The sequence below is a fragment of the Streptomyces sp. NPDC059534 genome, from assembly GCF_042743475.1.
Taxonomy (GTDB): Bacteria; Actinomycetota; Actinomycetes; order Streptomycetales; family Streptomycetaceae; genus Streptomyces.
Genome location: NZ_JBHWAQ010000008.1, coordinates 72120 through 98534, shown reverse-complemented (window position 1 = coordinate 98534; position 26415 = coordinate 72120). Strand labels below are relative to the sequence as shown.

The 26415-nt window shown below is 71.6% G+C and carries 21 protein-coding genes; 13 read left to right on the top strand and 8 right to left on the bottom strand.

All coding sequences use genetic code 11. The annotated features are described in order from the left end of the window. A complete protein-coding gene (locus ACFVZH_RS12585; RefSeq protein WP_384896081.1) occupies nt 1–828 on the top strand; it encodes a 3-hydroxybutyrate dehydrogenase in 828 nt (275 codons plus the stop codon). Between the two features lie 74 nt (nt 829–902). Further along, complete coding sequence (locus tag ACFVZH_RS12580) at nt 903–2795, top strand: helix-turn-helix domain-containing protein (RefSeq protein WP_384896079.1); 1893 nt, start codon at nt 903–905, stop codon at nt 2793–2795. A 112-nt stretch (nt 2796–2907) separates the two neighbouring features. Here the strand turns inward: ACFVZH_RS12580 and ACFVZH_RS12575 are convergent, their stop codons facing one another. Continuing rightward, nucleotides 2908–4275 (bottom strand): MFS transporter, encoded by a 1368-nt coding sequence (locus tag ACFVZH_RS12575; RefSeq protein ID WP_384896077.1) that lies wholly within the window; start codon nt 4273–4275, stop codon nt 2908–2910. 694 nt (nt 4276–4969) lie between these two features. Here ACFVZH_RS12575 and ACFVZH_RS12570 point away from each other — a divergent pair. From ACFVZH_RS12570 to ACFVZH_RS12530, 9 genes are all read left to right on the top strand, one after another. Continuing rightward, nucleotides 4970–5140, top strand: a complete 171-nt coding sequence (locus tag ACFVZH_RS12570) for a plantaricin C family lantibiotic (RefSeq protein WP_369142745.1) — start codon at nt 4970–4972, stop codon at nt 5138–5140. 102 nt (nt 5141–5242) lie between these two features. Beyond that, entirely contained in the window at nt 5243–8182 is a 2940-nt protein-coding gene (locus ACFVZH_RS12565; RefSeq protein ID WP_384896075.1) for a type 2 lanthipeptide synthetase LanM family protein, read from the top strand. Continuing rightward, the gene (locus ACFVZH_RS12560) at nt 8182–10326 is read left to right on the top strand and encodes a peptidase domain-containing ABC transporter (RefSeq protein ID WP_384896073.1); all 2145 of its coding nucleotides are present in this window, start codon (nt 8182–8184) and stop codon (nt 10324–10326) included. The genes ACFVZH_RS12565 and ACFVZH_RS12560 overlap by 1 nt, the downstream gene beginning before the upstream one ends. 55 nt (nt 10327–10381) lie before the next feature. Next, a complete protein-coding gene (locus ACFVZH_RS12555; RefSeq protein ID WP_384896071.1) occupies nt 10382–11299 on the top strand; it encodes an ABC transporter ATP-binding protein in 918 nt (305 codons plus the stop codon). After that, the gene (locus ACFVZH_RS12550; protein WP_384896069.1) at nt 11296–12033 is read left to right on the top strand and encodes an ABC transporter permease subunit; all 738 of its coding nucleotides are present in this window, start codon (nt 11296–11298) and stop codon (nt 12031–12033) included. Before ACFVZH_RS12555 ends, ACFVZH_RS12550 begins: the two co-directional genes overlap by 4 nt. A gap of 243 nt (nt 12034–12276) precedes the next feature. Continuing rightward, complete coding sequence (locus ACFVZH_RS12545) at nt 12277–12438, top strand: class II lanthipeptide, LchA2/BrtA2 family (RefSeq protein ID WP_169749506.1); 162 nt, start codon at nt 12277–12279, stop codon at nt 12436–12438. Nucleotides 12439–12672: 234 nt separating this feature from the next. Next, nucleotides 12673–14838: a peptidase domain-containing ABC transporter gene (locus ACFVZH_RS12540; RefSeq protein ID WP_384896067.1), complete on the top strand. Its 2166-nt coding sequence runs from the start codon at nt 12673–12675 to the stop codon at nt 14836–14838. Further along, on the top strand, nt 14835–17654 hold the full coding sequence (gene lanM, locus ACFVZH_RS12535; RefSeq protein ID WP_384896065.1) for a type 2 lanthipeptide synthetase LanM: 2820 nt from the start codon (nt 14835–14837) through the stop codon (nt 17652–17654). Before ACFVZH_RS12540 ends, lanM begins: the two co-directional genes overlap by 4 nt. 47 nt (nt 17655–17701) lie before the next feature. Continuing rightward, entirely contained in the window at nt 17702–18658 is a 957-nt protein-coding gene (locus tag ACFVZH_RS12530; protein ID WP_384896063.1) for an LLM class flavin-dependent oxidoreductase, read from the top strand. Nucleotides 18659–18686: 28 nt separating this feature from the next. Here ACFVZH_RS12530 and ACFVZH_RS12525 read toward each other — a convergent pair whose 3' ends face one another. Both ACFVZH_RS12525 and ACFVZH_RS12520 read right to left on the bottom strand, forming a co-directional pair. Further along, nucleotides 18687–19148, bottom strand: a complete 462-nt coding sequence (locus ACFVZH_RS12525; RefSeq protein WP_384896061.1) for a hypothetical protein — start codon at nt 19146–19148, stop codon at nt 18687–18689. Between the two features lie 80 nt (nt 19149–19228). After that, nucleotides 19229–20014: a BTAD domain-containing putative transcriptional regulator gene (locus ACFVZH_RS12520; protein WP_384896059.1), complete on the bottom strand. Its 786-nt coding sequence runs from the start codon at nt 20012–20014 to the stop codon at nt 19229–19231. 365 nt (nt 20015–20379) lie between these two features. On the opposite strand from ACFVZH_RS12520, the gene ACFVZH_RS12515 reads away from it, so the two are divergent. Next, the gene (locus tag ACFVZH_RS12515) at nt 20380–21366 is read left to right on the top strand and encodes a helix-turn-helix transcriptional regulator (RefSeq protein WP_384896057.1); all 987 of its coding nucleotides are present in this window, start codon (nt 20380–20382) and stop codon (nt 21364–21366) included. Between the two features lie 81 nt (nt 21367–21447). Here ACFVZH_RS12515 and ACFVZH_RS12510 read toward each other — a convergent pair whose 3' ends face one another. The 3 genes from ACFVZH_RS12510 to ACFVZH_RS12500 all read right to left on the bottom strand — a co-directional run bounded on the left by ACFVZH_RS12510 (nt 21448) and on the right by ACFVZH_RS12500 (nt 23837). Then, nucleotides 21448–22236: a helix-turn-helix transcriptional regulator gene (locus ACFVZH_RS12510; RefSeq protein ID WP_384896055.1), complete on the bottom strand. Its 789-nt coding sequence runs from the start codon at nt 22234–22236 to the stop codon at nt 21448–21450. A 123-nt stretch (nt 22237–22359) separates the two neighbouring features. Then, a complete protein-coding gene (locus ACFVZH_RS12505) occupies nt 22360–22560 on the bottom strand; it encodes a hypothetical protein (RefSeq protein WP_384896053.1) in 201 nt (66 codons plus the stop codon). 221 nt (nt 22561–22781) lie between these two features. Next, on the bottom strand, nt 22782–23837 hold the full coding sequence (locus tag ACFVZH_RS12500) for a helix-turn-helix transcriptional regulator (RefSeq protein ID WP_384896051.1): 1056 nt from the start codon (nt 23835–23837) through the stop codon (nt 22782–22784). Nucleotides 23838–23948: 111 nt separating this feature from the next. On the opposite strand from ACFVZH_RS12500, the gene ACFVZH_RS12495 reads away from it, so the two are divergent. Further along, a complete protein-coding gene (locus ACFVZH_RS12495; RefSeq protein ID WP_384896049.1) occupies nt 23949–24236 on the top strand; it encodes a hypothetical protein in 288 nt (95 codons plus the stop codon). Nucleotides 24237–24296: 60 nt separating this feature from the next. On the opposite strand, the gene ACFVZH_RS12490 is transcribed toward ACFVZH_RS12495, so the two are convergent. Together ACFVZH_RS12490 and ACFVZH_RS12485 are read right to left on the bottom strand one after the other, a co-directional pair. Beyond that, nucleotides 24297–24989 (bottom strand): Sua5/YciO/YrdC/YwlC family protein, encoded by a 693-nt coding sequence (locus ACFVZH_RS12490; protein WP_384896047.1) that lies wholly within the window; start codon nt 24987–24989, stop codon nt 24297–24299. After that, complete coding sequence (locus ACFVZH_RS12485) at nt 24986–26215, bottom strand: 2-isopropylmalate synthase (protein WP_384896045.1); 1230 nt, start codon at nt 26213–26215, stop codon at nt 24986–24988. Before ACFVZH_RS12485 ends, ACFVZH_RS12490 begins: the two co-directional genes overlap by 4 nt. Between the last annotated feature and the right edge of the window lie 200 nt (nt 26216–26415).

Sequence of the window (26415 nt, the reverse complement as noted above, 5' to 3'; positions counted from 1 at the left end):
ATGAGCGCCCCCATCACCGCACCCGGCACCGACCTCGCCGCGCCCCTGCCCCGCGCGGCCGGACTCGCCCTCGACCTCACCGGCCGCACCGCGCTCGTCACCGGCGCGGCCGGCGGCATCGGGCGCGCCTGCGCGCTGCGGCTCGCCGCCGCCGGCGCCCGGGTCAGAGCCGTCGACCGGGCCGCCGAGGGCCTGGAGACCCTGGCCGCCGAGGCCGCCCCCCTCCCCGGGAGCCTCGAACCCCGGCACCTCGACCTCACCGACCTCGACGCGGCCGAGGCGAGCGCGGCCGGCGCCGACATCCTCGTCAACAACGCCGGACTCCAGCTCGTCCGCCCCCTGGAGGACTTCCCGCCGGACGTCTTCCACACGGTGCTCACGGTGATGCTCGAAGCGCCGTTCCGGCTGATCAGAGGCGCCCTGCCGCACATGTACGGCCAGGGGTGGGGACGGATCGTCAACGTCTCCTCCGTCCACGGGCTGCGCGCCTCCGCCTTCAAGTCCGCCTATGTGGCCGCCAAACACGGACTGGAGGGCCTCTCCAAGACCGCCGCACTGGAAGGCGCCCCGCACGGGGTCACCTCCAACTGCGTCAGCCCCGGGTACGTCCGCACCCCGCTCGTCGAACGCCAGATCGCCGACCAGGCCGCCGCCCACGGCATCCCGCCCGAGCGGGTCCTCACCGAGGTCCTGCTCAAGGACTCCGCCCTCAAGCGGCTCATCGAACCGGCGGAGGTCGCCGAGGCCGTCCTCTACCTCTGCACCCCCCAGGCGTCCTTCATCACCGGCACCTCCCTCACCCTCGACGGCGGCTGGACCGCCCACTGAGGGATCCCCGCACCAGCGGACAGGTTGTCCACAGGGCTGGTGCGACCACAGGTACGGCAGGTATCCCTGTGTCCATGTCCCACGAACACGTCTCCTACCTGGAACTCCTCGCCCGAGGAGCCGCGACGGAGGCATACGACCGGCCGGTGCTGCTCGCCCGCGCGAGCGGCGCGGGCCCCGAGGCGCTGGCCGGACTCGAAGAGGCCAAACAGCTCGCCCTGCGCGTCCGGGCCGAGCTGGAGGGGCGCCGGCGCCGCGAGGCGGAGCTGTCCGCCCTCTTCGCCACCGCCCACGACCTCGCGGGACTCCGCGACCTCGACGCCGTCCTGCGCGCCATCGTGCAGCGCGCCCGCTCGCTCCTCGGCACCGAGGTCGCCTATCTGAGCCTCAACGACCCGGCCGCGGGCGACACGTACATGCGGGTCACCGAAGGGTCCGTGTCGGCCCGGTTCCAGCAGCTCAGACTCGGCATGGGGGAGGGGCTCGGCGGCCTCGTCGCCCAGACCGCCCGCCCGTACGTCACCGACGACTACTTCGACGACGCGCGCTTCCAGCACACCCGCACCATCGACACCGCCGTACGCGACGAGGGCCTCGTCGCCATCCTCGGCGTCCCGCTCACCCTCGGCAGCCAGGTCATCGGCGTCCTCTTCGCCGCCGACCGCAGGGCCAGGGTCTTCGAGCGCGAGCAGGTCGCGCTGCTCGGCTCGTTCGCCGCGCACGCCTCCGTCGCCATCGACACCGCCAACCTGCTCGCCGAGACCCGCACGGCCCTCGCGGAGCTGGAGCGGGCCAACGACATCATCCGCGAGCACAGCGCCGTCATCGAACGGGCCTCGGAGGTCCACGACCGCCTCTCCGAACTCGTCCTGCACGGCGGCGGAGTCCACGACGTGGCCGAAGCAGTCTCCGAGGTCCTCGGCGGCACGGTGGAGTTCACCGAGGCGGGCGCCGGATCGGCCCGCCGCGCCGAGGGCCACGCGGTCCGCGAGGGCGACGACTGGGTGGCCGCGGTCTCCGCCGGCGGCGAGACGCTGGGCGCCCTCGTCCTCCACGGTCAGCCCGCACTCGACCCGGTCGACCAGCGCACCCTGGAGCGCGCCGCCCTGGTCACCTCCCTGCTGCTGCTCGCCCGCCGCTCGGCGGGCGAGGCCGAACAGCGGGTACGCGGCGAACTCCTCGACGACCTGCTCGACGCCCCCGACCGCGACCGCCGCCTGCTGCGCGAGCGCGCCGCCCGGCTCCGTACCGACAGCGCGGCCCCGCACGTCGTGCTCGCCGCACGCATCGACCGGACCGGGGGCGACGCCGACGCCGACGGAGGCCGCCGCGAGAGCGCCGACCGCCAGCGCCTGTGGTCGGCCGCCTCGCACCTGGCCGCCACCCGCCACGGACTCGCCTCGGCACGCGACGGCGGTACGGTCCTGCTGCTGCCGCTCGGCCCCGGCGAGAGCGCCGCCGACCTCGCCCGGCAGACCGCCAGGAACCTCGGCGGCACCCTGCGCGAGCCGGTCACCGTCGGCGCCTCCGCCCCCGTACGGGCCCTGCTCGACCGACCGGACCAGGTGGCCGTCGCGTACGAGGAGGCCCGCCGCTGCCTCGACGCGCTCCGGCTCCTGCATCGCTCAGGACAGGGCGCGGCCGCCGAGGACCTCGGCTTCCTCGGCCTGCTCCTCGCCGACGGCCGGGACATCGACGGCTTCGTCGACCGGACCGTCGGCCAGGTCGTCGCGTACGACCTGCGCCGCGGCACCGACCTGGTGCGCACCCTCGACGCGTACTTCGCCAGCGGCATGAGTCCGGCCCGGACCAAGGACGAACTCCACGTGCACGTCAACACGGTGGCCCAGCGCCTGGAGCGGGTCGGCCGGCTCCTCGGCCCCGACTGGCAGTCCCCGGCCCGCGCCCTGGAGATCCAGCTGGCCCTGCGCCTGCACGCGATGTCGGCGGTGGTCACCGGGACCTGACGCGTGCGTGCCCCGTGCTCCGCTCGTCGCGAGCGGAGCACGGGGCACGGGCACCGGCCGGCGGTCTCCGGGGCTCACCGGCCGGGGGTCTCCGGGGCCGTCCGGCCGGTCGTCAGGCGTCGGCGCCGACGCGGGAGGCCGGAACGGCGTCCTGGGCGATGTCGCCCAGATCCCGGTCCCGGGTCTCGCGGGCGCAGGCGATGGCGATGACGGTGAGCAGCGCGGCGGCGATCACGTACAGGGCGATCGGGGTCGAGCCGCCGTAGTCGGCCAGCAGCGCGGTCGCGATGAGCGGGGCGGGGGCGCCGGCGGCCACGGAGGAGAACTGGGCGCCGATGGAGGCGCCGGAGTAGCGCATCCGGGTCGCGAACATCTCCGAGAAGAACGCCGCCTGCGGCGCGTACATCGCCCCGTGCAGGACCAGGCCGACCGTCACGGCGAGCAGCAGCGAGCCGAAGCTGCCCCGGTCGATCAGCATGAAGAAGGGGAACATCCAGGCACCGACCCCGACCGCGCCGATCAGGTAGACGGGCCGGCGGCCGATCCGGTCGGACAGCGCGCCCCAGCCGGGGATCACGGCGAAGTGGACGGCGGAGGCGATGAGGACGGCGTTGAGGGCGGTCTGCTTGGTGAGACCGACCTGGGTGGTCGCGTACACCAGGATGAACGCGGTGATCACGTAGTACGAGATGTTCTCCGCCATGCGGGCGCCCATGGCGATCAGCACGTCCCGCCAGTGGTGCTTGAGGACCGCGACCAGCGGCATCCTCTCGACCTGTCCGGCGACCGCCTTGCGCTCCTCGGCGGCGGCCAGCGCCGCCTTGAAGACGGGCGACTCGTCGACCGACAGCCGGATCCACAGGCCCACGATCACCAGCACACCCGACAGCAGGAACGGTATGCGCCAGCCCCATGAGGCGAAGGCCGCGTCCGAGAGCAGCGCGGTCAGCGCCGACAGCACACCGGTCGCGAGCAGCTGACCCGCCGGTGCTCCCGTCTGCGGCCACGAGGCCCAGAACCCGCGCCGCTTCGCGTCCCCGTGCTCCGAGACCAGCAGCACGGCCCCGCCCCACTCGCCACCGAGCGCGAAGCCCTGCACCAGCCGCAGCGCCGTCAGCAGCACCGGAGCCGCCGACCCCACCGTCGCGTGCGTCGGCAGCAGCCCGATCGCGAACGTCGCCCCGCCCATCAGCAGCAGGCTGAGGACCAGCAGCTTCTTGCGGCCGAGACGGTCGCCGTAGTGCCCGAACACCAGCGCCCCGAGCGGCCGCGCGGCGAACCCGACCGCGTACGTCAGGAACGACAGCAGCGTTCCGACCAGCGGGTCCGAGCCGGGGAAGAACAGCTTGTTGAACACGAGCGCCGCGGCGGAGCCGTACAGGAAGAAGTCGTACCACTCGATGGTCGTGCCGATGAGGCTGGCGGCGACGATTCTCTTCAGAGAACTGGGCGGGGTCGGGGAGGGTGTTGCGGCGGCCATGTGCACCACTTCCAGGCAAGTGCGGGGACGATTCGGTGTCGCCACACCGTAGGAAGTGGCAGGTCAGGGGCGTATGTGGTGGGACACCATAGTTCGGGGCCGTCGAGTGCGGCCAGCAGCCATGGCTGCTGGCTACGGAGCGTAGAACTCGCGCATATGGGGCGGATCAGGCGTGCCAGGAGCGAGCGAGCCGTGGATGCGCGGCTCGGGACGGCGAAGGCGAAGCGGGGTGACCGGATCCCCTGCGCGAGGAGCGCCGCGGGCGGTGCGTCACTTCCCGCCGGGCGCGGACCGGCCGGCCGTGTCACGGAGATGATCCACGGCCACGAAAGCATCGCGAGCGGAAATTGGCCGATCGCATTCGGCCCTCTATTCGCCGCGCATATCCAGTGCATCCGGTCGCGCATACGACCGCGTACGAATCCGCCGGGAAATGAACTGCACCAAGTTGCCAGCACCCTGGCAGGATTCGGCCACATGGCATCGAAGCCGCAGGTCAACGGCGTCAGCGAGGGCTCACGCGGCATCACCGGAAACGCATTTCGGTGACCCGTCGGGCGCTCGATGGGTTGTGGACTGGCTATCGACGCGCATAGCTTTCCCTCGTCGCTCAGCCGGGCGACGAGCCATGGGCCGAAATTTTTCCGCAGAATGGCCTATTGGATATATGCGGTCGGATTGGATGTGAATTCACATGAACAACTTCGACGGTGACATCTCGCTCATCGAGGAGATCGCGGAGCAGGACTTCGACGGCGTCGCCTACGGCGCGTGCTCGACCAACACGTTCTCGCTGTCCGACTTCCTCGGCAACCACGGCGGCTGGTGCACGCTGACCAAGGAGTGCCAGCCCAACTGCAGCTGAGCCCGTAGGGCTCGGCACGGACCGGGGGCGGGGAGCGGCTCATGCTCCCCGCCCCCGGCGCAACGTGGCAATCTATCATCTTCCGCGCAGGGAGCCGGAGCATTGATCTCGCCCGCGAATCTTTACCCAGAACTCGACAGCGTCGAAATCCGCGAAACCATCGAGCCCCTCGGCGTTTTCGCGCCCGCTGTCCACGTCAAGCTCTCGGCTCCGTCCGACGTCGCTCCAGAGGCCCCCTCGCCGGCCGCGCTCGCCTGGTCGCTGGAGTCGGAGGAGTATCCGTTCCAGCGTGTGATCCGGCAGTTGGCACTGCCGGCTGCCGGCAGGCTCCTCCCTGAGGACCTCACGGAGGCCGTCGCCGACCTGGACGCCTTCACGCTCCAGGTGCTCGGCCGGGCCGAGGCCCGGCTCCGCGACGTGGCGACCCGTACGCTGGTCGCCGCGGTCAACAAGGCATCCACCGACGGGCTGCTGCGGGGGCCGACCCCGCACGAGCGCTACCAGGACTTCGTCACCCGGGCGTGGAGAGACGCCCTGGAGCCGTTCCCTGTGCTCCGCTCCGCGGCCGGCCATGTGGTGCGCAACGCCCGCGAGGCCGCGCGCGAACTGGTCCGGCGCCTCCACGCCGACCGGGACGAGGTGTTCCGGTTCTCCGGCATCGCCCCCGGCGACCCGCTGCTGTCCATCGGCGGGGCCGACGGCGACTCGCACGCCCACGGCAGGGCCGTGAGCATCCTGACGTTCGCCTCGGGGGCCCGCCTGGTCTACAAGCCTCGGGACGTCTCCTGCGAGGCCGCCTTCGAGACCGTCGTCGAGCGCGTCAACGCGGAGGCCGACTGCGCACTGCCCGCCGCCCGCACCCTGGTGTGCGACGGGTACGGGTACGTCGAGTACGTCGAGCAGGAGGACATCGGCGGATTCAGCGTGCCGTTCATGCGGGCCTGCGGCCAGTTGGCCGCCGTGTTCTACCTGCTGGACGCGCGGGACATGCACTTCGAGAACATCCTGCCCACCCGCCTGGGCCCGGTGGCCATCGACCTCGAGACGCTGCTGCACCCCTCCCGGGTGCACACCGGCCCCACCCCGGAGGCCGAGGGCAACGCGTACGACGAGATCGGCCGCAGCGTCTACGGCATCGGGATCCTCCCGTTGGTCCTGGCCGGCAAGGACGAGGACTCCGGCTACGTCGACCTCGGTTTCCTCGGCGGCGACAACCAGGGCGTCTCCCCCTTCAAGACCATGGTCTTCGAGCACCCCTTCACCGACCGGGTCCGGGTGCACCTCCAGGCCCGCCCGTCCGAGCAGCGCTCCACCGTGGTCCGGGAGAGCACCGAACAGGAGATCCACGGGCTCGCCGGACAGATGGCCGACGGGTTCCGGCAGGTCTGCGAGGCGGTGATGCGCCGGCCCTCCTGGTGGACCACCCTGCTGGAGGGGCTCGCTCCGGCCATGCGCCTCCGCTACATCCACAACCCGACGTCGCAGTACGCGCAGATCCTGCGGATGGCGGCCTCCGCCGCCGCGATGGCCGACCCGGCGCTCGCCCAGGCCCTGCTCCACAGGATCGCCATCCCCTCCCGGTTCTCCGACCGCAGGCTGGTCGGCTCGGAACTGCGGCAGATGGCCGAACGCGACGTCCCCTACTTCACCGTGCCCGCCACCGGCACCACCGTCCACGACTGCGACGGCGAGGACACCGGCGTCCGGCTCGACCGCACCCCGATCTCCCGGGCGCTGGCCAAGGCCGCGGCACTCGACGAGCAGGCGGTGAGGCGGCAGCTGCGGCTGCTCCACTCGGCCTTCTGCTCCCGCTTCCCCGACAACCACCTCTCCGGCGGGACCGCCTGGAACGGCCGGGCCTCCACCGGAGAGCGCACCGACCTGGAGCGGCTCGCCCGGTCGCTGGCCGACTCCCTGACCGCGGGCAGCCTCCCCGACCAGTACGCACATCTCCCCGCCACCTGGATCGGCCCCCTGGCCTCCGCGCAGGCCGCCCGGCCCTGGCCCTCCGGCGTGCTGGGGTACGACCTGTACACCGGACGCACCGGCCCCGCGCTGGCCCTGGCCGCGGCCGCGGCCCACTTCGGCGACGAACGCTACGAGCGGGTGGCACGCCAGGTCTTCGAGCGCAGCGCCGGCATCCTCACCGACGGCGTCTACGAGCTGCGCAGCATCCGGCAGAGCGGTGCCGGCGCCTACACCGGAACCACCGGCCTGCTGTTCGCCCTGTGCGAGGCCGGGCGCATCCTGCGGGAACCGGGCTGGGTCAAGGCGGCACAGGACGCCGTGCCGCTGGTCGTGGAGCAGCTCGGCCCCGAGAACACCCCGGAGGTGATCTCCGGGATCTCCGGCATCGCCACGATGATCGCCTCGATCGGCGGCGACCACAGCCTCAACGCCCTGGACGGGCTCACCGGCCGACTGCTGGGCCATGTGGAGGAACCGTCGGGCTCCTGGTGGGAGCAGTCGGGCTTCGCGCACGGCGTCGCGGGAGTCCTGTACGCCCTCGCCACGCTGCCCGGCCACCCCGGACACCGCGTCGACGCCGCCATCGGCGTCCTGACGGACCGCCTGGAGTCCTTCTACGTGCCCCAGGAGCGGAACTGGTCCACCAACTCCGCCTTCCCGGGCCGGTTCTCGACCGGCTGGTGCCACGGCGCCGCCGGCATCGCCATGGGGCTGTCCGCCGTGACCGCCCGGACAGCGGACGAACGGGCCGCCGAGCGCCTGGAGGTGGCCCTCGACAACACCTTCCGGCAGGGCTTCGGACGCAACCTCACCTGGTGCCACGGCGACCTCGGCAACATCGACGTCGTCCGCCGGATCGCCGGCGACGACCAGGAGCTGTTGGAGCGGGCCGCCGCCGTCGAGGCGCGCCGGCTGGGACCTGACGTGGTCGCCGAGAAGCTCGCCGACACCGGCTCCCGCTACGCGCACACCGACAGCGCCATGGTGGGCTCCTCGGGTGTGCTGCTGCACCTGCTCGGCCGCCTCGACGACGCGCGGCCCCGGGTGTCGCCGATCTGGCACGGAGCCCTCTGATGGGCCGCCTCCGGGTTCCCTCCGTCACCCAGGTCACCCAGACGGAGTGCGGGCTGTGCTGCTGCGTCGCGGTGCTGAGGTACCACGGCCGCACCGAGGACTTCCGGACCGTGCGGGAGGACCTGGAGGCCGGCCGGGACGGTCTCGGTGCCAAGCAGCTCGCGGACTTCCTGCGCTCGCGGGGCATGGAGGTCAAGGCGTTCCGGGCCCGGAGCGTGGAGGCCCTGCGGGGCTTCACCGAGCCGGTGATCCTCTTCTGGGAGGACTACCACTTCCTGGTCCTGGAGCGCTTCGACGGCACGACGGCCTGGGTGATGGACCCGGCCGTGGGCCGCAAGCGCCTCACCCGCGACGAGCTGGAGGCCGGCTTCTCCCAGGTGGTGATCGCGGCCTCCCCCGGCCCGGACTTCGTCCGGCAGTCCCTCCCCGTCTTCCGGCACTGGCGGTCGCTGCCGCTGGTCCCAGCCCGGGCAGGCCGCCGGATCGCCCTGGTCGCGATGCTGTCGCTGGGCTCCTACGCGGCGGTGCTGGGCATACCGGCGCTGACCAAATGGGCCGTCGACCGAGACGACGCCTGGAGTGACCTGTCCCAGACGGGGCTGATCGCGGGGGCGGTGACGGCGGCCGCGATCGGCTACCTGCTGCTGTGGATGCTGCGCACCGCCGCGCTGGCGGGGCTGATCGCCGTGACGGGCCATCACCTGATGAGCCACGTCTTCAGGAGACTGCTCTCCCTGCCCTTCAAGTTCTTCGCCACCCGGCAGCCCGGCGAGCTGCTGTTCCGCCTGAACACCGTCAACAGCGTCCGGGACCTGCTCTCCTCGCGGATCGCCCAGGGCGTCCTGGACGTGGGGACCCTGGCCTGCATCGGCGTCTACCTGTTCGTCACCGAGTGGCGCATCGGCCTTCTGGCGCTCGCGCTGTTCCTGCTGAACGGCGGCTTCCTGTGGCTGAGCCGGCACCGGGTGAAGGAGGTGACGGACACCGAGCTCGCGCTGCTCTCCCGCTCCCAGTCCACGCAGCTCGACGCCATCGTGTCCGTCCCCACCATCAAGATGGGCGGCTACGCCGGCCGGTTCGCCGACGAATGGGAGGCGACCTACAGCGCCTCGCTGGACGCGATGCGCACCCGGATGCGGATCCAGCAGGGCTGGATCTCCGGAATCGCCGCCACCACGCAGATGTTCGGCCCGCTGGCGCTGCTGCTGGCCAGCCTGCACTTCGTGTCGCGGGGGACGGTGACCATCGGCTCGGCCATCGCCGTGCAGGCCGTGGCGGGCACCTTCTTCGCCCTGAGCGCGTCCGTCTTCCAGATGCTGACGGAGATCACGGAGACCTCCCGCTACGTGAGCCGGCTGAGCGACATCACGGCGCACGAGAGCGAGTCGGAGGGCGGGCCCCTCACGGAACTCCACGACACCTCGATACGGCTGAGGGAGGTGTCGTTCCGCTACACCCGGCACAGCAGGCCGGTGCTGGAGGACCTGTCGCTGGAGATCCCGGCCGGCGCGAAGGTGGCGTTCGTCGGCGCGTCGGGTTCGGGCAAGTCCACCGTCGGGCGCGTCGTCTGCGGGCTCCACCAGCCGACCGGAGGGGCGGTGGAGTTCTGCGGCCACCCCATGAGCGCCTACCGGACCGACTTCCTGCGCGGGCAGATCGGGTACGTCCCGCAGGAGGTGCACCTGCACAACCGGACCATCCTCGAGAACCTGACCCTGGGTCAGGACATCGACGAGGCCACGGTCCGGGAGTACTGCGCGGCCGTGGGGATCCTCGACTTCGTCGAGGAACTGCCGATGGGGCTGCGGACCCTGGTGTCCGAGATGGGCTCCAACTTCTCCGGCGGGCAGCGGCAGCGGCTGGCCATCGTGCGGACACTGCTGCAGCGGCCGCGGGTCATCGTCCTGGACGAGGCGACCGCCTCGCTGGACACCGCCAACGAGCGGCGGGTCTCCCGGATCATCGCGGAGACCGGCGCCACGCAGATCGTCATCGCGCACCGGCTGGCGACGATCCAGGACGCGGACCTGATCCACGTCCTGGACCGCGGCCGGATCGTGGAGCGGGGGACGCACGAGGAGTTGCTGGCTCTGGGCGGGGTGTACGCGGGGCTGTACGCGGAGCCGGTGGCGGGGGCCGTATGAGGGCCGGTGGGCGGGGCCGTCCGGTCACGACTGTTCACGGACGAGAGGTGCTGTGATGATCGAGGTCGAGAACCTCACCAAACGGTACGGCGCGAAGGTCGCCGTGGACGGTCTGTCGTTCTCCGTGACCCCGGGGAAGGTCACCGGATTCCTCGGCCCCAACGGCGCCGGCAAGTCCACCACCCTGCGCATGATCCTCGGTCTGGACGAGCCCACCGCGGGCCGGGCCACCGTCTTGGGCGTCCCCTACCGGAGTCTGGCGCGCCCGCTGACCCGGGTGGGAGCGCTGCTCGACACCAGGGCCGTGCACCCGGGCCGCAGTGCCCGGAACCACCTGCGGGTGCTGGCCGCCTCCCACGGCCTGCCCGTCACCCGGGCCGACGAGGTCCTGGACCGGGTCGGCCTGCTCGCGGTGGCCCGGCAGAGGGTGCGCGGATTCTCCCTCGGCATGGGGCAGCGGCTCGGCGTCGCGGCGGCGCTGCTCGGCGACCCCGAGGTGCTGCTGTTCGACGAGCCGGTCAACGGGCTCGACCCCGAGGGTGTCCGGTGGATCCGGGAGCTGATGCGGGGGCTGGCCGCGGAGGGGCGGACGGTGCTGGTCTCCTCCCACCTGATGAACGAGATGGCGGTGACCGCCGACCATCTGGTGGTCGTCGCCCGGGGCCGGCTGCTCGCGGACACCCCCGTGGACGCGTTCATCGCCGCGCACTCGGACAGGACCGTGTTGGCCCGCGTGGCCGATCCGGAGGGGATGCGGCGGGCGCTGCGGGAGCAGGGCATCGAGGCGGTGCGGCAGGACGACGCGACGCTGGCGGTGAGCGGGGCGTCCGTGGAGAAGGTAGGGCTTGTCGCGAGCGCGGAGCATATTGCCGTATTCGAGCTGACCGCTTCCGCCGGTTCGCTGGAGGAGGCGTTTATGAAGCTGACCCGGGAACACGCTGAATACCGGGCTTCGACCGGAGGGTTCCGATGAAGCACGCCGTGGCCGCGGAATGGGTCAAACTGACGACGCTGCGGTCTCCGAAATGGTCCCCGGCGGTTTATGTCGTCCTGATGATCGGACTTGCCTTCGTCTACGGGATGGTTCCCGGCGAAAAGCAGCTGACGGCGCCGGGGTTCGACCCGGTCGGGCTCGGCCTGTCGGCCGTACCGCTCGGGATGATCGTGCTGGTGATCATGGGGATTCTCGCGGTGACGGGCGAGTACGCGTCGGGGTCGATCAGGAGCAGTCTGCTGGCCGTCCCCGACCGGGCCCGGTTCTACTACGCCAAGGTGGGGCTTGTCAGCCTGGTCAGCGGGGTGCTGGCCGTGGTGGGCGTGGTGCCGGCCTTCCTGATCGTGCAGGGCGGCATCGGGGAGCACCGGGCGCCGGCGGGACTCGCCACGGCGGGCCATGTGGCGGGGGCGGTGCTCTACACGGTGCTGCTGGTGGCGTTCTCCATGGGCGTGGCGACGCTGCTGCGGTCGGGGGCGGCGGCGCTGGCCATTCTGCTTCCGCTGTTCTTCATGCTCTCCACGATCCTGAGCAACATTCCTGGGGTCGGGGAGGTGGCGCGGTTCCTGCCGGATGTGGCGGGGGGGATGGTGCTGCGCGGCTCAGGGGGCGATGAGGTGCTGGGGGCGTGGTCCGGGCTGGGTGTGCTCGCCGTGTGGGCGGTGGGGTCGGTGGGACTTGGGCATTGGGTGACTGTGCGGCGGGACGTCTGACGGGTTTTCCCACCTCGCCTCTTCCGGCAGTTCCCATGGACGGGCCCCCACGCGAATGCGTGGGGGCCCGTCGCATTTTCCTGTGTATATCAGTGTGTGCGTACGGGGGCGTCGGGTCTATGCGTTCGGCGAATTGAGGGCGGACAGAATGGGAGGCGTCCTCCGAACGCGGAGGGTGTGCGTTCGGTATTCGCCAGGCGAGTTCCGGGCGCGTTTCCGGAGAAATACGAAAAGGAGAAGACCATGGAGAAGATGCAGGCCGACGTCCTCGGCGGCTACGACGAGTTCGAGCTCGTCGAGATGGGCGAGGCGGACGTGTACGGCGGTACCACCTGGAGCTGCGCCATCGTGACCCTCGTGTCCGCCGTCGCCTGCCCGACCACCAAGTGCACCAGCCAGTGCTGAAGCCCTTGACGGCACTGATACGCGCGGCCCGCTGAACCGGACCGCCGCGTCGGTCACGACGGACGGGGTGGGGGAGGGCCGGACCGAGGTCCGAAGGCCCGCACCGGGCTTCCCGGTCTCCCGCCCCGTCCGACGTCCCGTCGACGCACACCCCTCTTCCTGCCCGAAGTCCCACAACCCGGAGGTGCGGTAGCCATGGGCGCTCGCCCGGAATCACGTCGGACCGCGCGACGCGTGCCGGCCGTCACCCAGGTCGCCCAGACCGAGTGCGGTCTGTGCTGCTGCGTGTCCCTGCTCCGTTACTACGGGCGGGACGAAGGCATCTCCGAGGTCCGCGAGGACATGGACGCGGGACGGGACGGCCTGAGCGCCCGGCAGCTCGCGCGGTTCCTGGAGTCCCGCGGCATGCGGAGCCGGCTGCTGAGCGCCCGCAGCGTCGCAGCGCTCACCCGGTTCGACTCGCCCGTGATCCTTTTCTGGGACGATCACCACTTCGTGGTCCTGGAGAGCTTCGACGGCCATCAGGCCGTCGTCATGGACCCGTCCGTCGGCCGCCGCCGGATGACCTCGGACGAACTCGCCCAGCACTTCAGCGGCGTGGTCCTCACCGCCGAGCCCGGGCCCGCGTTCCGCCGGCTGCGCCGCCGGCCTTTCGCCGACTGGCGGACGATGCCCCTGCTGCCCGAGGGCGCGGGGCGCCGGATGGCCGGTGTCGGCGCGCTGTCGCTGGCCGCCTACGCCGCGGTGCTGGGGATCCCGCTGCTCACCGAATGGTCCGTGGACCGGTTCTCCGGCTGGACGGAGCTCGGCGACCATCTGTGGGTCATCGGCATGGTGGCCGGCGCCGCCGTCGGCTACTACCTGCTGCATCTCCTGAGGATCCTGCTGCTGTCCTCGCTGGTGTCGGTGCTCGGGCGGCATCTGATGGACCACGCCTTCACCCGGCTGCTGTTGCTGCCGTACCGGTTCTTCACCACCCGTCAGCCCGGCGAGCTGCTCTTCCGGCTCGGCAGCGTCAACGCCGTCCGCGACATGCTCTCCTCCCGGGTCGCCCAGGGCGTGCTGGACGTCGGCACCATGGTCTGCGTCAGCGGCTACCTGCTGTACGTGGAATGGCGGCTCGGGCTGATGGCGCTCGCCCTGGTGCTGGGCAACGCCGGCTATCTGGCCGCCACCCGACTGCGGGTGCTCGAGGCGGTCGACATGGAGATCACCCACCTGGGCAGGAGCCAGTCGCTGCAGCTGGACGCCATCGTCTCCATCCCGACCATCAAGATGGGGGGCTACGCCGACCAGTACCTGGACACCTGGCGCGAGACCTACGCCGCCTCCCTCGACGCGATGAAAGCGCGGATGCGGCTGCAGCAGGGCCAGGTGACCGGGGTGGCGGCCACCATCCAGATGTTCGGGCCGCTCCTGCTGCTGCTCGCCAGCCTCTACTTCGTCGGCCGGGGAACCATCAGCATCGGCGGGGCGATCGCGGTGCAGACCGTCGCCGCCACCTACTTCGCGATCTCCACCTCGGTGTTCCAGGCGTACGCGGAGTTCACCGAGACCAGCCGCTACATGTCCCGCCTGAGCGACATCACCCGCTCTGAGCCCGAGGGCCCCGGCGGTGACCGCAAGGAGCTGGCGTCCGCTTCCGTCCAACTGGACCGGGTGTCGTTCCGCTACACCCGGCACAGTGAACCGGTGGTCCGCGAGGTCACCATGGACATCCCGGCCGGCGCCCGGGTCGCCCTGGTGGGCGCCTCCGGGTCGGGCAAGAGCACCCTGGCCCGGATCGTCTGCGGCCTGCACGAACCCACCTCCGGCTCGGTCCGCTTCGGCGGCCGGGACGCCGGCGAGTACCACCGGGACTCCCTGCGCCGAGTGATCGGCTACATCCCGCAGGAGGTCCACCTGCACAACCGGTCGATCCTGGAGAACCTCACCCTGGGCCAGGACATCCCCGAGGAGACCGTCCGGGAGTTCTGCCGCGAGGCCGGCATCCTGGACTTCCTCGACGACCTGCCGATGGGTCTGCAGACCCTGGTCGCCGAGATGGGCTCCAACTTCTCAGGGGGGCAGCGGCAGCGGCTGGCGATCGTGCGCACCCTCCTGCAACGGCCGTCCATCCTCGTCATGGACGAGGCCACGGCCTCCCTGGACACGGTCAACGAACGCCGGGTGACCCGGCTGATCGAGGGAATCGGCGCCACCCAGATCGTCATCGCGCACCGCCTGTCGACGATCGAGTCCGCCGACCTCATCTACGTGTTCGACCAGGGACGGATCGTCGAGCAAGGAACACATTCAGAACTCATGGACGGAGGCAGCGTGTACCGGGACCTGTACGCGGCGACAGCCGATGGGGCCGGCCCGACGGCCGAACTGCTGGTGGAAGGTGCCGGGGCATGAGCGAGAGCATGGTGGCCATCGAGGCATTCCTCCCCTTCTACTCCCATGTGGTCCCCCGGTCCGCAGTCGAGAAGGAGCTGCGCGAGCCGTTGCTGCGGGCTGCCGTCCCGGACCGCCGCGACCACGTGCTGGACCAGGCCCACGAGGCCCTGCTGAAGATGGTGGAGACGCAGTCCTACCGGATACTCATCGGCGAGTTCCACGCCTTCCGCGAGCAGCTGGGCCTGCCGATGGAGTCCGGCGGCGACACCGCCCTGCGCCGCTTCACGGCCCGTCTGGAAGAGCCCGGCGTCCCGGACGCCCTGCTGGAGAAGTACCCGGTGCTGCGGGTGCGGCTGACCGCGATGCTGTCCCACTCCCTGGACGCCTACCGCGAGTTCCTCACCGCCTTCGCCGACGACCACCCGCTGCTCGCGGAGGCCGGACTGCTCGGCGAGCCGGGCGGCGACGGCCGGCTGCTGTCCGCGATCTCGCCCAGCGGCTCCGACCTGCACAACGACAACCGTCAGGTACACATTCTCCACCTGGCCAACGGAACCCGGCTGGTGTTCAAGCCGCGGCCGCTCACCGCGGACGACTTCGTCCGCGACCTCTACCGGGCGGTCGACCCGTACCTGGAGCACTCGCTGTCCCGCTGCGTCCCCCGGTCGTTCACCGTGGGCACGCACGGCTGGCAGGAGTTCACCGTGCCGACCGCCATGGAGCAGGCGGACCAGCCCGACCGCTACTTCTACCGGATCGGCGCTCTGGCGGTGCTGTTCGGCGCCATCGGCGCCACCGACCTGCACGACGAGAACCTGCTGGCTTGCGGCGAGCACCCGTGCGTCATCGACACCGAGACCATGATCCGGCCGGACGCCGGGGTGGGCGACGACTCACTCCCCGACGTGCTGATGAACCACACCAAGTTGTCCGTCGCCTCCACCATGCTGGTGCCGATGGTGAACCCGACCTCGCCGGTCGACTTCATCATGGCGGGCGTCGGAGTGGCGGGCGACCAGCCGTCGTCCATGACCAGCGCCGTGATCCGCGACCCGGGATCGGACGCCATCGCGGTGTCGCGGGAGCCCTTCAGCTACCGGCAGGGCGCCAACGTGGCCCGGCTGGGCGAGGAGCACCTGGTCGCCACCGAGTGGTTCGACGCCATCCTGGCCGGCTGTCGTGCGGCCCTGACGGCCCTGCGGGGCGGCGCCGTCACCCGTGTCCTGGAGGCCCATCCCGAGGTGCCGGCGCGGCTGCTGCTGCGCTCCACCATGATCTACGGTCGCTTCATCGACGCTTCCACCCACCCGAAGTACCTGGTGGACCCCGAGGAGGCCGAGCGGTTGTTCGGACTTCTGAAGATGCACCAGGACTTCCTGTCCCCGGAGGCGGAGCGCTTCGCGGCGGCTGCGGAGCGCTCCTCGCTGCACGGCGGCAACGTGCCGTACTTCGTCACCCGGGGCGACTCCGACGCACTCGGCACGGTCAACGGGTCGACGCCCGGGGTGTATTCGGCTACCGCGCTGGACTTCGCCCGGCGCGGCGTCGCCCACAACGCGGCCCGCACCGACGCCTACCACCACTTCCTGCTTGAGGAGTGCTTCGGCGAGCTGTGCGGCGAGGACACGCCCGGCGGGCTCTCGGCCTCCGGGGTCTTCGGGGGGCACCTGCTGGACGGGGCCCGTCCCGGCGACTGGTGGCGGGCGATCGCCGGCCGGATCGCCGAGGTGCGGGTGCCGGTCACCGCTCCCGGCGGGCAGGAGGAGTGCGGCTGGGTCGGCGGCATCGGCCCGGACCGCGACGCCTCCACCATCACCCCGGGCAACTTCGTCTCCTTCCACGACTCGGCCGGCGTGGTCACCTTCCTCAACCGCGCCGCCGCCCGCGACGAGAGCTTGGCCGGTCCGGCCGGCAGCGCCGACCGCGGGCTCACCACCCTGCTCGCCGAGTACGGCGAGGCGCTGTTGCAGCGCCCCGAGTCGGTGTTCACGGGGGCCGCCTCGCTGCTGCTGGTCCGCCCCGAGGACCCGGAGACCGCGTCCGCCCGGCTGGCCGACCTGCTCCAGGCCGTCCAGGACCGTGCGGCGGAAGACGTGCTGGAGACCGACCTCTCCAACGGCCCGGCCGGGCTGCTGATGGTGCTGCTCGACCGTATTCGCCGCGACGGCTCCTCCTTCCCCGCCGACGCCACGACGGTCGAGCGGCTCACCGACCTGACCCTGTCCCACCTGGGCAGGGAGCGGGACACCCACTGGTCGGACCTGGCCCACGGCGAACTGGGACTGCGCTGGGCGGCCGCCCGGACCGGATCCGTTCTGGGCCTTGAGCGCACCGCCAAGGAGGCGGCCGACTGGCTCATCGGCCGCTGGGAGCGGGACGGCGTCCCGACGGAGCACGGCTGGTGCAAGGGTGCCGCCGGCCTTCTGCTCGCCGGCTCGGAGATCCTCGCCGCGGCGGGCCGGGCGGACTGGCTGACCGAGACCCGGCTCGCCGATCTGGTCGGCCGGGCGACCGCCCTGGCGCCTGGCCGCGCGGTGGACCTCTCCGTCTGCCACGGCAGCAGCGGCGTCGTCCAGTGCCTGATCGGCGCGGGCCGCACCCTGGGACGCGCGGACCTGTTCGAGCGGGCCGCCGCCCATCAGACCGAGGTCCTCGGCCGGATCCGCGAGGACGGCTACTTCACCGGCGCGGCCGGCCGGACCTCACTGATCGGCTACATGCTCGGCTGGGCCGGCGTGGGCGACACCGACCTGATGCTCGATGTCCTGCTCAGCGGCGCGGACCCGGCCGGTCTGCGCCTCCCGCTGGAAATGTCCGCGCCTTCCCGGAGCTGACCTCCCGCCTGTCGTCCGCTCCACCACTCGTCGAAAGGGCTGCCGGGATGCGGCACTCGATCCTCCTCCCCGTCAACGCCACCCGCCCCGAGCAGGTGATCCCCTTCGCCAATCTCGTCAAATGGGGTGGCGCCGCCCGACTGTGGCAGGGCCAGGGCCTCGTCCTGGACAGCCATCAGATCGTGAGCTGGTTGGCCGGCTCCGGAATCAGGGTGCCCGCCGGGTTCGGGGTGTCGCTGATGCCCTACCGCTCGCCGTACAACGCGGCGATCGAGGCCCGGTCCGTGGCGCTGGCCACCGGCCACGAGGTGGTGGCCGGCTACGGTCCGGGCTCGCTCGCCGCGCAGACCTGCGCCATGGGGCGGCCCTACCCCAGCCAGCTCACCGCCTGCCGGGAGTACGTCACCATCGTCCGGGACCTGCTGGACGGCGGGATCAGCGACCGCGAGGGGGAGATCTTCTCCGCCAAGGCGCAGCTCATGCCGTTCCACAAGCCGGAGGTGTCGCTGGGCCTCGGCGTCCTGCGGGAGCGGATGGCCGAAGTCGCCGGAGAACTCGCCGATGTGGCCATCACCTGGATGGCCTCGGCGGCGTACCTCGAGGAGTTCCTGATCCCGGCTCTGCGGAGCGCGAAGGAGCGGCGTCCGGAGCAGCCGGTCAAGGTCACCGCCTATGTCCCGGTGGCACTCGCCGGCCCCGACCGGGACATGGCGAAACTGCTGCGGGCGACCTGCGGGGGGCACATCCAGTTCCCCCACTACCAGGCCGTCCTCCGGCGGGCCGGGATCCAGATCACCGGCGACGGCGGGCCCGACGACGTCCGCGCCCTGGTGGACGGCGGGATCTTCCTCTACGGGACGGCCGAGGAGATCCACCAGCGGCTGGACGCCTACCGGGCGCTCGGCGTGGACGAGGTGGTCCTCAACGTCACCGGGGTCGGCGCGGTGCACGGACCCCGGGCCGCCGCGTCCGACCTCTACGAGATTCTGAAGGCCGCACCGTGACCGGGCCGGTCACGGTGCGCCTGGGACGTCAGGAGCGACCGACCTCATCGGCGGACGGTCGCCCGGTCTCGAGCTTCCGGGCCCGCTCCAGGTCACGGGCCAGATGCGCCCGGCGCCGCCCGTTCCTGCGGCGGCTGCGCCGGTCCTCGGGAGTGTCGTACATCAGCTGGGTATGAAAATAGTTGACGTGCTCCAGGACGGCGAAGAGCGCGAAGAGCAGCCCCGGGATGCTCCCGGTCCCGGGGGCGTCGGCCACCGCGAGAACGGTGAGCGGCACGCCGAGCCCGAGCAGCACCAGGTTGACCACCCGAGCGGCGGCGAACACCGCCGCACCGGGCAGCGGCGCGCCGCTACCGGCGGACAGGGCACGGAGCTTGACCGTCCAGTACGCGGCGCCCTCCAGCAGGAGCAGCGTGACCAGCGCGAACCCGAAGACGTTGGCGGCCGTCGCCGGCACGCCGACCACGCCGAACCAGACGGCCGTCTGCAACGGGACGTTGACCAGTTCCCCTACCGCGAGCGACCGAAGTCGCCGTCGGACCCGGTCCCTGGCCGACCGGATGCCCGCCGTCACTGGCCCGCCATCTCGGCCACCAGGCGGTGCGCCCGCGCTGTGTCCCAGGTGAGCGCGGCGGCCCGGATGGCCTCGACGCCGGGAGGGACGTCCAGGCCCAGTTCGTCGGCGAAGACGGTCCGACATCGCTCGATCACGCCCAGCGCGCCGGCCACGTCGCCCTGCGCGCAGTAGGTGGCGGCGAGTAACTGCCACAGCCGCTGCCGGTAGGGGGCCTCGGCCAGGACGGTCTCGATGCGGTACGACAGCATCTCGGTCCGATGGGTCAGCAGGCAGGCGGTGAAGAAGTCCTGGCATGCCTCGAAGCGGGTGTTGCTGAGGCCCACGGTATGCGCGTGGAACCATCGGGTGGCCGGAAGCCGTTGGCCGAACGGGCCGCGCCAGTGGGCGAGGGCCTCGTCCAGGTGGCCGACCGCGGCCCGGTGGTCGCCCGCGGCGAGCAGTTCCTTGCCCTTCCGGGCGAGCTTCAGGAAGCAGGACAGATCGAGTTCGTCCGCGTCGACGCTGAGGGCGTACCCGGTCTCCGCGCCGCGGCTGGTGGTCAGCCGCTTGCTCAGTCCCGGCTGCGCGGAGTCCAGGCCGCGGCGGAGCCCGGTGAGGTGGCTCCTGATGTTGGCCACCGCCGAGCACGGCGGGTCGTCCCACAGCAGCTCGGTCAGCTCGCCCATGCCGACGAACTGTCCCCGGCGCAGGAGCAGCGCGGTGAGCAGCGCGCGGCGGGCCGCCGACTGCGTCTCGGCACCGCCCGCGATCCTCACAGGCCCCAGCAGTCGGAAAAGCATCTCGCTCTGCCACCTCTCGTGTGAAGTGCTGAGGCAGGTACCGGCCTCGGGCCGCAGGGGCCGCCCGGCGGCGGCAGCGTGTCCCCCCTCGCGTCGTGTGGTCAGTACCACACCTCCCTCACGACCGAATATGGCAGCGCCCGAGGCGGGGAGGAACAAGGTCTGTTGGCCAGATACGGCCAACCCGATGCAGGATCCGGCCTGATCGCTCCCGCGCCGGAGATCCTACTGCTGGGTCACCAGGGGCTCCTGGGGAAACCTTTACCCTTCGGGCACCTCCCTTCTACAATTCCTGCAGCACAACACGCCGGCCGGATCCTTCCCGACGTCCTCTCCCACCGGAGTGCCTCTTGCTCGTGCACCACATGGCGGTCCTTGGTCTCACTGCGGCGGAAGAGGAGCTCTACCGGCACTTGCTGCGCAACCCGGGCGTCGAACTCGACGAAGTGCACGTCCTGTTGAGACTGGAACCCCTCACCTTGGACGCAGCGGTGCGTCGGCTGCGGGAACTGCACGTCATCCGCGAGGACGACGGCAAGGCATGGCCGCACAAGCCGGACCTGGTGGTCAACCGGCTGGCCCAGCAGCGCCTGGAGGAGTTCTACAGCACCATCCGTACGCTGTCCGACCTGAAACCCATCGTGGACTCCCTGGCGCGTGACGCGCGCGACCAGGGCCCGAACTCCGAACACGCCCCGGTGGAACGACTGATGGGGTTATCGGCCATCCGCGAACGTCTGGACGAACTGGCGTTCTTCGCCCGTGCGGAGGTTCTGGCCTCTGAGCCCTACGACGCGCTCACCCTGGAGAACATCAAGCACTCCCGCCCGCTCGACCTGCGCTGCCTGCGCCGTGGCGTCGTCCTGCGCAACCTGGTCCGCGCCTCCTCGGTGGCGGACGACACCACGCGGGCCTACCTCCAGGAACTGACCGCCGCCGGGGCCCGGATCCGGGTGGTCGAGGACCTGAGCGAGCTGATGATCGTGTACGACCACCACACCACGCTGGTGCCGGTGGACCCGAAGAACACCTCCAAGGGCGCCCTCTGCTCGAGCGAGGAGGGGATCGTCACCACCGTCGTCAACAATTTCGAGCGTCTGTGGGCGGGGGCCGAGGAGTTCACCGACCTGGTCGGGCAGGGGGACGACTCGTCGGGCGATCCCGAACTGAGCGATCTGCAAGTGCAGGTGCTGCGGGCGATGTGCACGGTCGGCAAGGACGAGACCGGCGCCCGCCAGGTGGGCACCGCACTGCGGACCTACCGCCGCCACATATCGGAGCTGATGCGGCTCCTCGGTGCGGAGAACCGCGCCCATGCGGCGTTGCTGGCCCGAGAACGAGGGTGGGTCTGACAGCCGGTGGGTCTGACAGCCGGGGCGTGACCCGGCCGTCAGCCGTCCCCGGGTCTGACAGCCGGGGACGTGACCCGGCCGTCAGCCGTCCCCGAATTCCCGGGCGTCCGCCCAAAGCCGCTCGAAGTGGTTGACGACCGTGCTCACCATGCCGGGTTCAGCCGTGACGAACGCGCCCTTGGCGACGTCCGAGGGCTCGACCGGCACCAGCGCGGTCCCGCCGTCGCACACCGCCATCGGGCTGTCCGAGGAGGACAGCACCCGCACCCGAGCGCCCGCGTCGGCCAGCTGGCGCAGGTGGGCGACGACCACCGGGTCGGCCAGCATGGACTGCCACACCAGGAGCCGCACGGTGACGCCGCGACCCAGCATCCGCAGGCCCAGCGGCAAGGTCAGCCGGAGGACCCGGGGGTCGACCTCCTCGCAGAGCCCACCCGCCAGCACCTCGGAGCGGGTACTCAGGGCGAGGGCCTCCACCCTCGCCCGCAACGCGGTGGGATCGGTGATCCGCTCCATCAGCCGGCTGTCCTGCGGAGGCGTGTCACCCTCCTCGGGCCGGCCGGTGGCGGCCGCCTCGTCCTCAAGGGAGCGCACCACAGTGTAGACCTGGGCAAGGCTGCGGGTGATGGTGTGCAGCTCGGCCAGCAGCCGCTCGGCCAGCAGGCCCACCATCACCTTCGGCTCCTCCGGCCACAGCGCTCCGTCGCTCTCGACCACGGCGCCCAGAGCCTTCAGCCGCTCCACGGCAGCCGCACCGGCCCCGGCCGGGTGCCAAGGCGCGGCAACGATCTCGTCGACGCCACTGCCGGGATGTCTCAACAGGTGGCGGTACGTCCGCTCCTCCGTGGGGGTGATTCCCAGGATCTGCATGCGGTGCATCGGCGGTGCTCCACGGTCGGTCGGTGACGAGGTACTGGAAAGGCGGTGGGCCGCGCGTCGTGCTCGGCACCCGGACCGCTGGACCCACCCCCGTGGCGGGCTCGCCGCACAGGATCAGGTGCCCGACTTCTCCTGCCAGCCGTTGACCCAACACGCGCTCAGGGGGTCGAGACAGCCGCCCGCCCCTACGACGGCGTCACCGCTCGTCGGTGTGACGCTCCCCGCGAGGGCGGTGAACGCCCCTGTCGTCGCCAGCGCGGTCAGCATCGCCGCCGCGATCCCTCGGGCAGCCTTGCTGGTGGCGGTACGCATCATGGTTCTTCCCCTCCCGGCGCCCCGGCGCCGTTTCCTCAGAGGTGCCCGGGACGAGATCCCCGACCACATCAGCAGCATCGCAGCGAACCCCCCTCCTCCACAGGACTCCCCGCTGGCATGCTCCTGCCTCCACACCATGCACGATCCTGCCACCACAACGGATACCCGGCACAGGTGCGGGTGGTGGACATCGGTGACTCCGTCGCACGGCATGCCCGGGGTCAGGACCCCAGCGCCCGCGCCAGGAGCCCGCGGCGGTGGTGTGTGCCCGTCTTCGCGAAGACCGACTTGAGGTGGTCCTGGACCGTGTGGGCGGACAGGGACATGGCGTGCGCCGCGGCGCCGGTGTCGGCGCCCTCCGCGAGGAGGCCGAGGAGTTCCGTCTCGCGTGCCGTCAGCCCATGGGTCCGGCAGAACACGTCCAGGCGGTCGGCGGGCGTGGTCTCCTCGATCGTCACGGCGATCTCCCGCCCGGACCGTGGCACTTCGGAGTCCGGGTCGTCGTCGATCCGTGCCGCGCGCAGCGTCAGCCACAGCCCGTCGGCGAGGTGTACGCGCGCGCGGGGCGGGTTGGGGTCGATCCCCGCCTCGCGGGCCAGGAGCTGCGCGGCCACGTTGTACGCGGCCGCCGGGATCGGCGCCCGGCCCTCCTCCGGCGGGATCAGACCCGCCAGATAGACGGGGGCCTCGGGCGTCTGGCCGCGCACCCGCAGGTCTCCGGAGAGCAGCAGCACCAGCGGGCCCGGACGTGCGGCACCCGGCGGGCGGGCCGGGAAGGCCGTGGCCTGGGCGCGCCGGAGGGCCTCGGTGACCGCGCCGCTGACCGCGTCCAGATAGGCCAGGTCTGCGGTGCCGAACTCGGCTCCGTACCGCCAGAGGTCGAGGAACCCCCAGCATCCGAAACGGTCGCGGAAGACCGCCGACGCCACGTCCCGCACTCCGGCCGGGCGAAGCAGCTCCGTCCACAGCGGCCCCCTCTCGTCCTCCGGCAGACCGCTCAGCGCCGCGGGACCCGTCAGGGAGGTCCAGCGATCGGCGGAGGTCAGATACTTCAGCCGGATCAACCGGGGCAGCTCCGGCAGGAAGGGGACCCGGGCCACCGGCGAGCACCCCACCGAGGTCACCGGGTCGGTCAGCAGGAACGCGAAGGCATCGACGCCCAGCAACCCCCGGAACTCCCGGAGCAGGTGGACCCGGAGAGCGTGCGCGTCCCCGCCGGTCGCGCAGATCCGCAGGACGCGTTCGCGGGAGCGGGCGTGGGAGGCGGGCAAAGCCATGGGCGGAGCGTACGGCCGAAACCCCAGAAATCTGGGATGTACGCGACCGGGCGCCGTCACCCACGCTGGAACCGTTCCCTCGAATCCCACGCGCCTCTGGAGGGAGGAGCCGTGATCACCCTGCACATCGAGCACCCGATCACCGACTACACCGTGTGGAAGCAGGCGTTCGACCGCTTCGCCTACGCTCGCCGAGACGCCGGAGTGCTCCGGCACCGGGTGAGCCGCCCCATCGACGACCCCGCCTACGTCGTCGTCGACCTGTCCTTCGCCACCGCCGAGCGGGCCGACGGCTTCCTGGACTTCCTCCGCACGCACGTGTGGGTGAGTCCCGCGCATGCCCCGGCCCTGATCGGAGCGCCCGTCACGCGCCTGCTCGCCACGGAGGAGGAGACCTGACGGGGTGCCGATGCGCCGTTCTGCTGCTGCCGGTGACGCAGTGACTACCGAGCGTGGAAATCAGTCGGTGTAACACGTGTTCAGGTGGCGCAGGTAGTCGTCGGCCTGGCCGTGGGCGTGGTCCTGGGCGCCGTGGCGATGGAGATGCAGTTGTCCGTCGGACGTCACGCGGACGGTGGTGGTCGCCCGTCGCACCTGCGTGCCGGTGTGTGGGCGCGGGGGTTCGGCGTCCGTCAGGTGCAGGACGGGGACCGTGGGCGGGAACATCGCGAGGGCCTCGCCGGTGTCGGCGACGGGTGGGCGGCCGGTGCGGTTGGCGCTGCTGACGTACAGCACCGGGTGGTCGTCCAGCAGGGGGTGCAGCGGTTGCCAGCGGGCGCCGAAGAGCAGCATCCATCCGTCCTTCACCGCCGGAGCCAGCCAGGAGGGGAGCGTGCCGGGGACGCGCACCGGCAGGAGGACGGTGAGGTGTTCTTCGGCCAGCAGGTGGAGTGCCGTCGTGCGGTGGCGGGGGGCGAGGTCCCACAGGTCGGTGAGGGTGTCGAGGGTGTCGTGGTGGTGGGCCCACAGGGCGACGGGCTGGTCGGCGGGCCGGTGTTTGGCCTGGTTGACGGCGGTTGCCGTGGTCGCGGTGACGATGTGGGTGAGGGGCGCGGGATTGGGGAGCACCACCGCTGTGCCGTGACTGAGGGCGTGGCGGGCCTGGGCCAGGGTCGCCGGTGTGCGGGTCGGTGTTCCTTCGGCGGTGTTCACGGGGTGCTCCCCGCGATGGTCCGGGTGAGGCCGTCGAGGTAGGCGGCGAATGCGGTGTCGTCGGTGACGGACTGGCCGGTCCGGTAGGCGCGGGTCTTGGCCCAGTCCATGGCGGCGCGGGTCTGGTCCGGGTCGAGGGTGTGGTCGAGGCGGGCGGCGACGGCGGTGACGACGCGCGTGCTGGCGAGCTGGGTGAGGACCACGTGCGGTTCGATCCCCAGCACCTTGTGCGGGTCGTAGGGCTGGAACAGTTCGGGGTGGACGAAGGGCGTGCCGGTGGAGATGGTGCCGACGCCCGTACCGACGATCGGGGTCGTGACGCCCAGGGGCGCGCCCGTCTCCGCCGTCACCATGCGTGCGATGGCGGGCAGCCGGGTGAGGTCAGGGGGCGTCCACCACGGTGCCGAGTCGGCTTCGAGCAGTTCCTCGCTGTGGCGGGCGAGGAGGAAGAGCAGTTGCTCGGTGGCGACCATGCCGGCCCGCTCGGCGATGCCGAGCCAGGAGCTGGAGACCACCCGGACCCCGGCCGCCAGCGCCTGCAGGGTGTTGGCCAGGCCGAGCCCGAGGTCGTTGTGGAGGTGGGAGGCGAGCACCACCTCGGGACCGCATGCCGCCCGGACGCGGGTGAACATGTCGTGGCAGGCGTGGGGGAGCTGGGATCCGACGGTGTCCGCCAGGACGACCAGCCCGGCACCGGCGTCGGTGACGGCTTGGGAGTGATGGGCCATCAGAGACGTGTCGGCGCGGGAGGCGTCCGCCAGGCAGATGTCCACCGCGACGGAGTCGTCCCGGTCGCGGGCCCGTTTGACCAGGTCGACAGCAGCTTCGAGGGCCTCGGGGGCGGTGCGGTGGACCATCACCCGCGCCATCGCGTCCGAGGCGGGCACCACCACCATCACCCGCGCGTGCCGGCTGCCGCGCACCGAGGCGACGGCCTGCTCCACGTCGCGGTCCACGCCACGGCACACCGCGGCCACACTCACAGCACCTTCGGCCTCCGCCGCCACCTGGCGAACGGCCTCGAACTCCTCGGCGCACACCGCAGGGAAGCCGGCGGCGAACACCACGTGCCGGGGGCCATCGGCACCGAAGATCCGGCCCGTCTCGCGGGCCAGCCGCACCCGGAACCCCGCCCCCATGAGGGTCTTGGCCTGCGCACCGTCCCGGGCGGACTCCTCCCAGAACACGATCCGCCCGGCCCGGGCCGACTCCCGCACCACATCCATTCCGCACCACACCCTCTCCGCACACCCGCCTGCCCGACGAGGAAACGTTCTCCTGTACACGGGTCCTCACTGGCCGTCATCTGCCGTAACCACCCGATCGAGCGACCGGCCCCGGCCGCCCGGGGCGAACCCCCATCGCGCCCGAACGGCGTTCGGCTCACGGGCCGCGGACTGCACAACCGGACGCCGGCCCAACCCGC

Coding starts and splice junctions, on each gene's coding strand:
- ACFVZH_RS12585 (WP_384896081.1), top strand. CDS start 1: ATGAGCGCCCCCATCACCGCACCCGGCACCGACCTCGCCGCGCCCCTG.
- ACFVZH_RS12580 (WP_384896079.1), top strand. CDS start 903: ATGTCCCACGAACACGTCTCCTACCTGGAACTCCTCGCCCGAGGAGCC.
- ACFVZH_RS12575 (WP_384896077.1), bottom strand. CDS start 4,275: ATGGCCGCCGCAACACCCTCCCCGACCCCGCCCAGTTCTCTGAAGAGA.
- ACFVZH_RS12570 (WP_369142745.1), top strand. CDS start 4,970: ATGAACAACTTCGACGGTGACATCTCGCTCATCGAGGAGATCGCGGAG.
- ACFVZH_RS12560 (WP_384896073.1), top strand. CDS start 8,182: ATGGGCCGCCTCCGGGTTCCCTCCGTCACCCAGGTCACCCAGACGGAG.
- ACFVZH_RS12555 (WP_384896071.1), top strand. CDS start 10,382: ATGATCGAGGTCGAGAACCTCACCAAACGGTACGGCGCGAAGGTCGCC.
- ACFVZH_RS12550 (WP_384896069.1), top strand. CDS start 11,296: ATGAAGCACGCCGTGGCCGCGGAATGGGTCAAACTGACGACGCTGCGG.
- ACFVZH_RS12545 (WP_169749506.1), top strand. CDS start 12,277: ATGGAGAAGATGCAGGCCGACGTCCTCGGCGGCTACGACGAGTTCGAG.
- lanM (WP_384896065.1), top strand. CDS start 14,835: ATGAGCGAGAGCATGGTGGCCATCGAGGCATTCCTCCCCTTCTACTCC.
- ACFVZH_RS12530 (WP_384896063.1), top strand. CDS start 17,702: ATGCGGCACTCGATCCTCCTCCCCGTCAACGCCACCCGCCCCGAGCAG.
- ACFVZH_RS12520 (WP_384896059.1), bottom strand. CDS start 20,014: ATGCTTTTCCGACTGCTGGGGCCTGTGAGGATCGCGGGCGGTGCCGAG.
- ACFVZH_RS12515 (WP_384896057.1), top strand. CDS start 20,380: ATGGCGGTCCTTGGTCTCACTGCGGCGGAAGAGGAGCTCTACCGGCAC.
- ACFVZH_RS12510 (WP_384896055.1), bottom strand. CDS start 22,236: ATGCAGATCCTGGGAATCACCCCCACGGAGGAGCGGACGTACCGCCAC.
- ACFVZH_RS12505 (WP_384896053.1), bottom strand. CDS start 22,560: ATGATGCGTACCGCCACCAGCAAGGCTGCCCGAGGGATCGCGGCGGCG.
- ACFVZH_RS12500 (WP_384896051.1), bottom strand. CDS start 23,837: ATGGCTTTGCCCGCCTCCCACGCCCGCTCCCGCGAACGCGTCCTGCGG.
- ACFVZH_RS12485 (WP_384896045.1), bottom strand. CDS start 26,215: ATGGATGTGGTGCGGGAGTCGGCCCGGGCCGGGCGGATCGTGTTCTGG.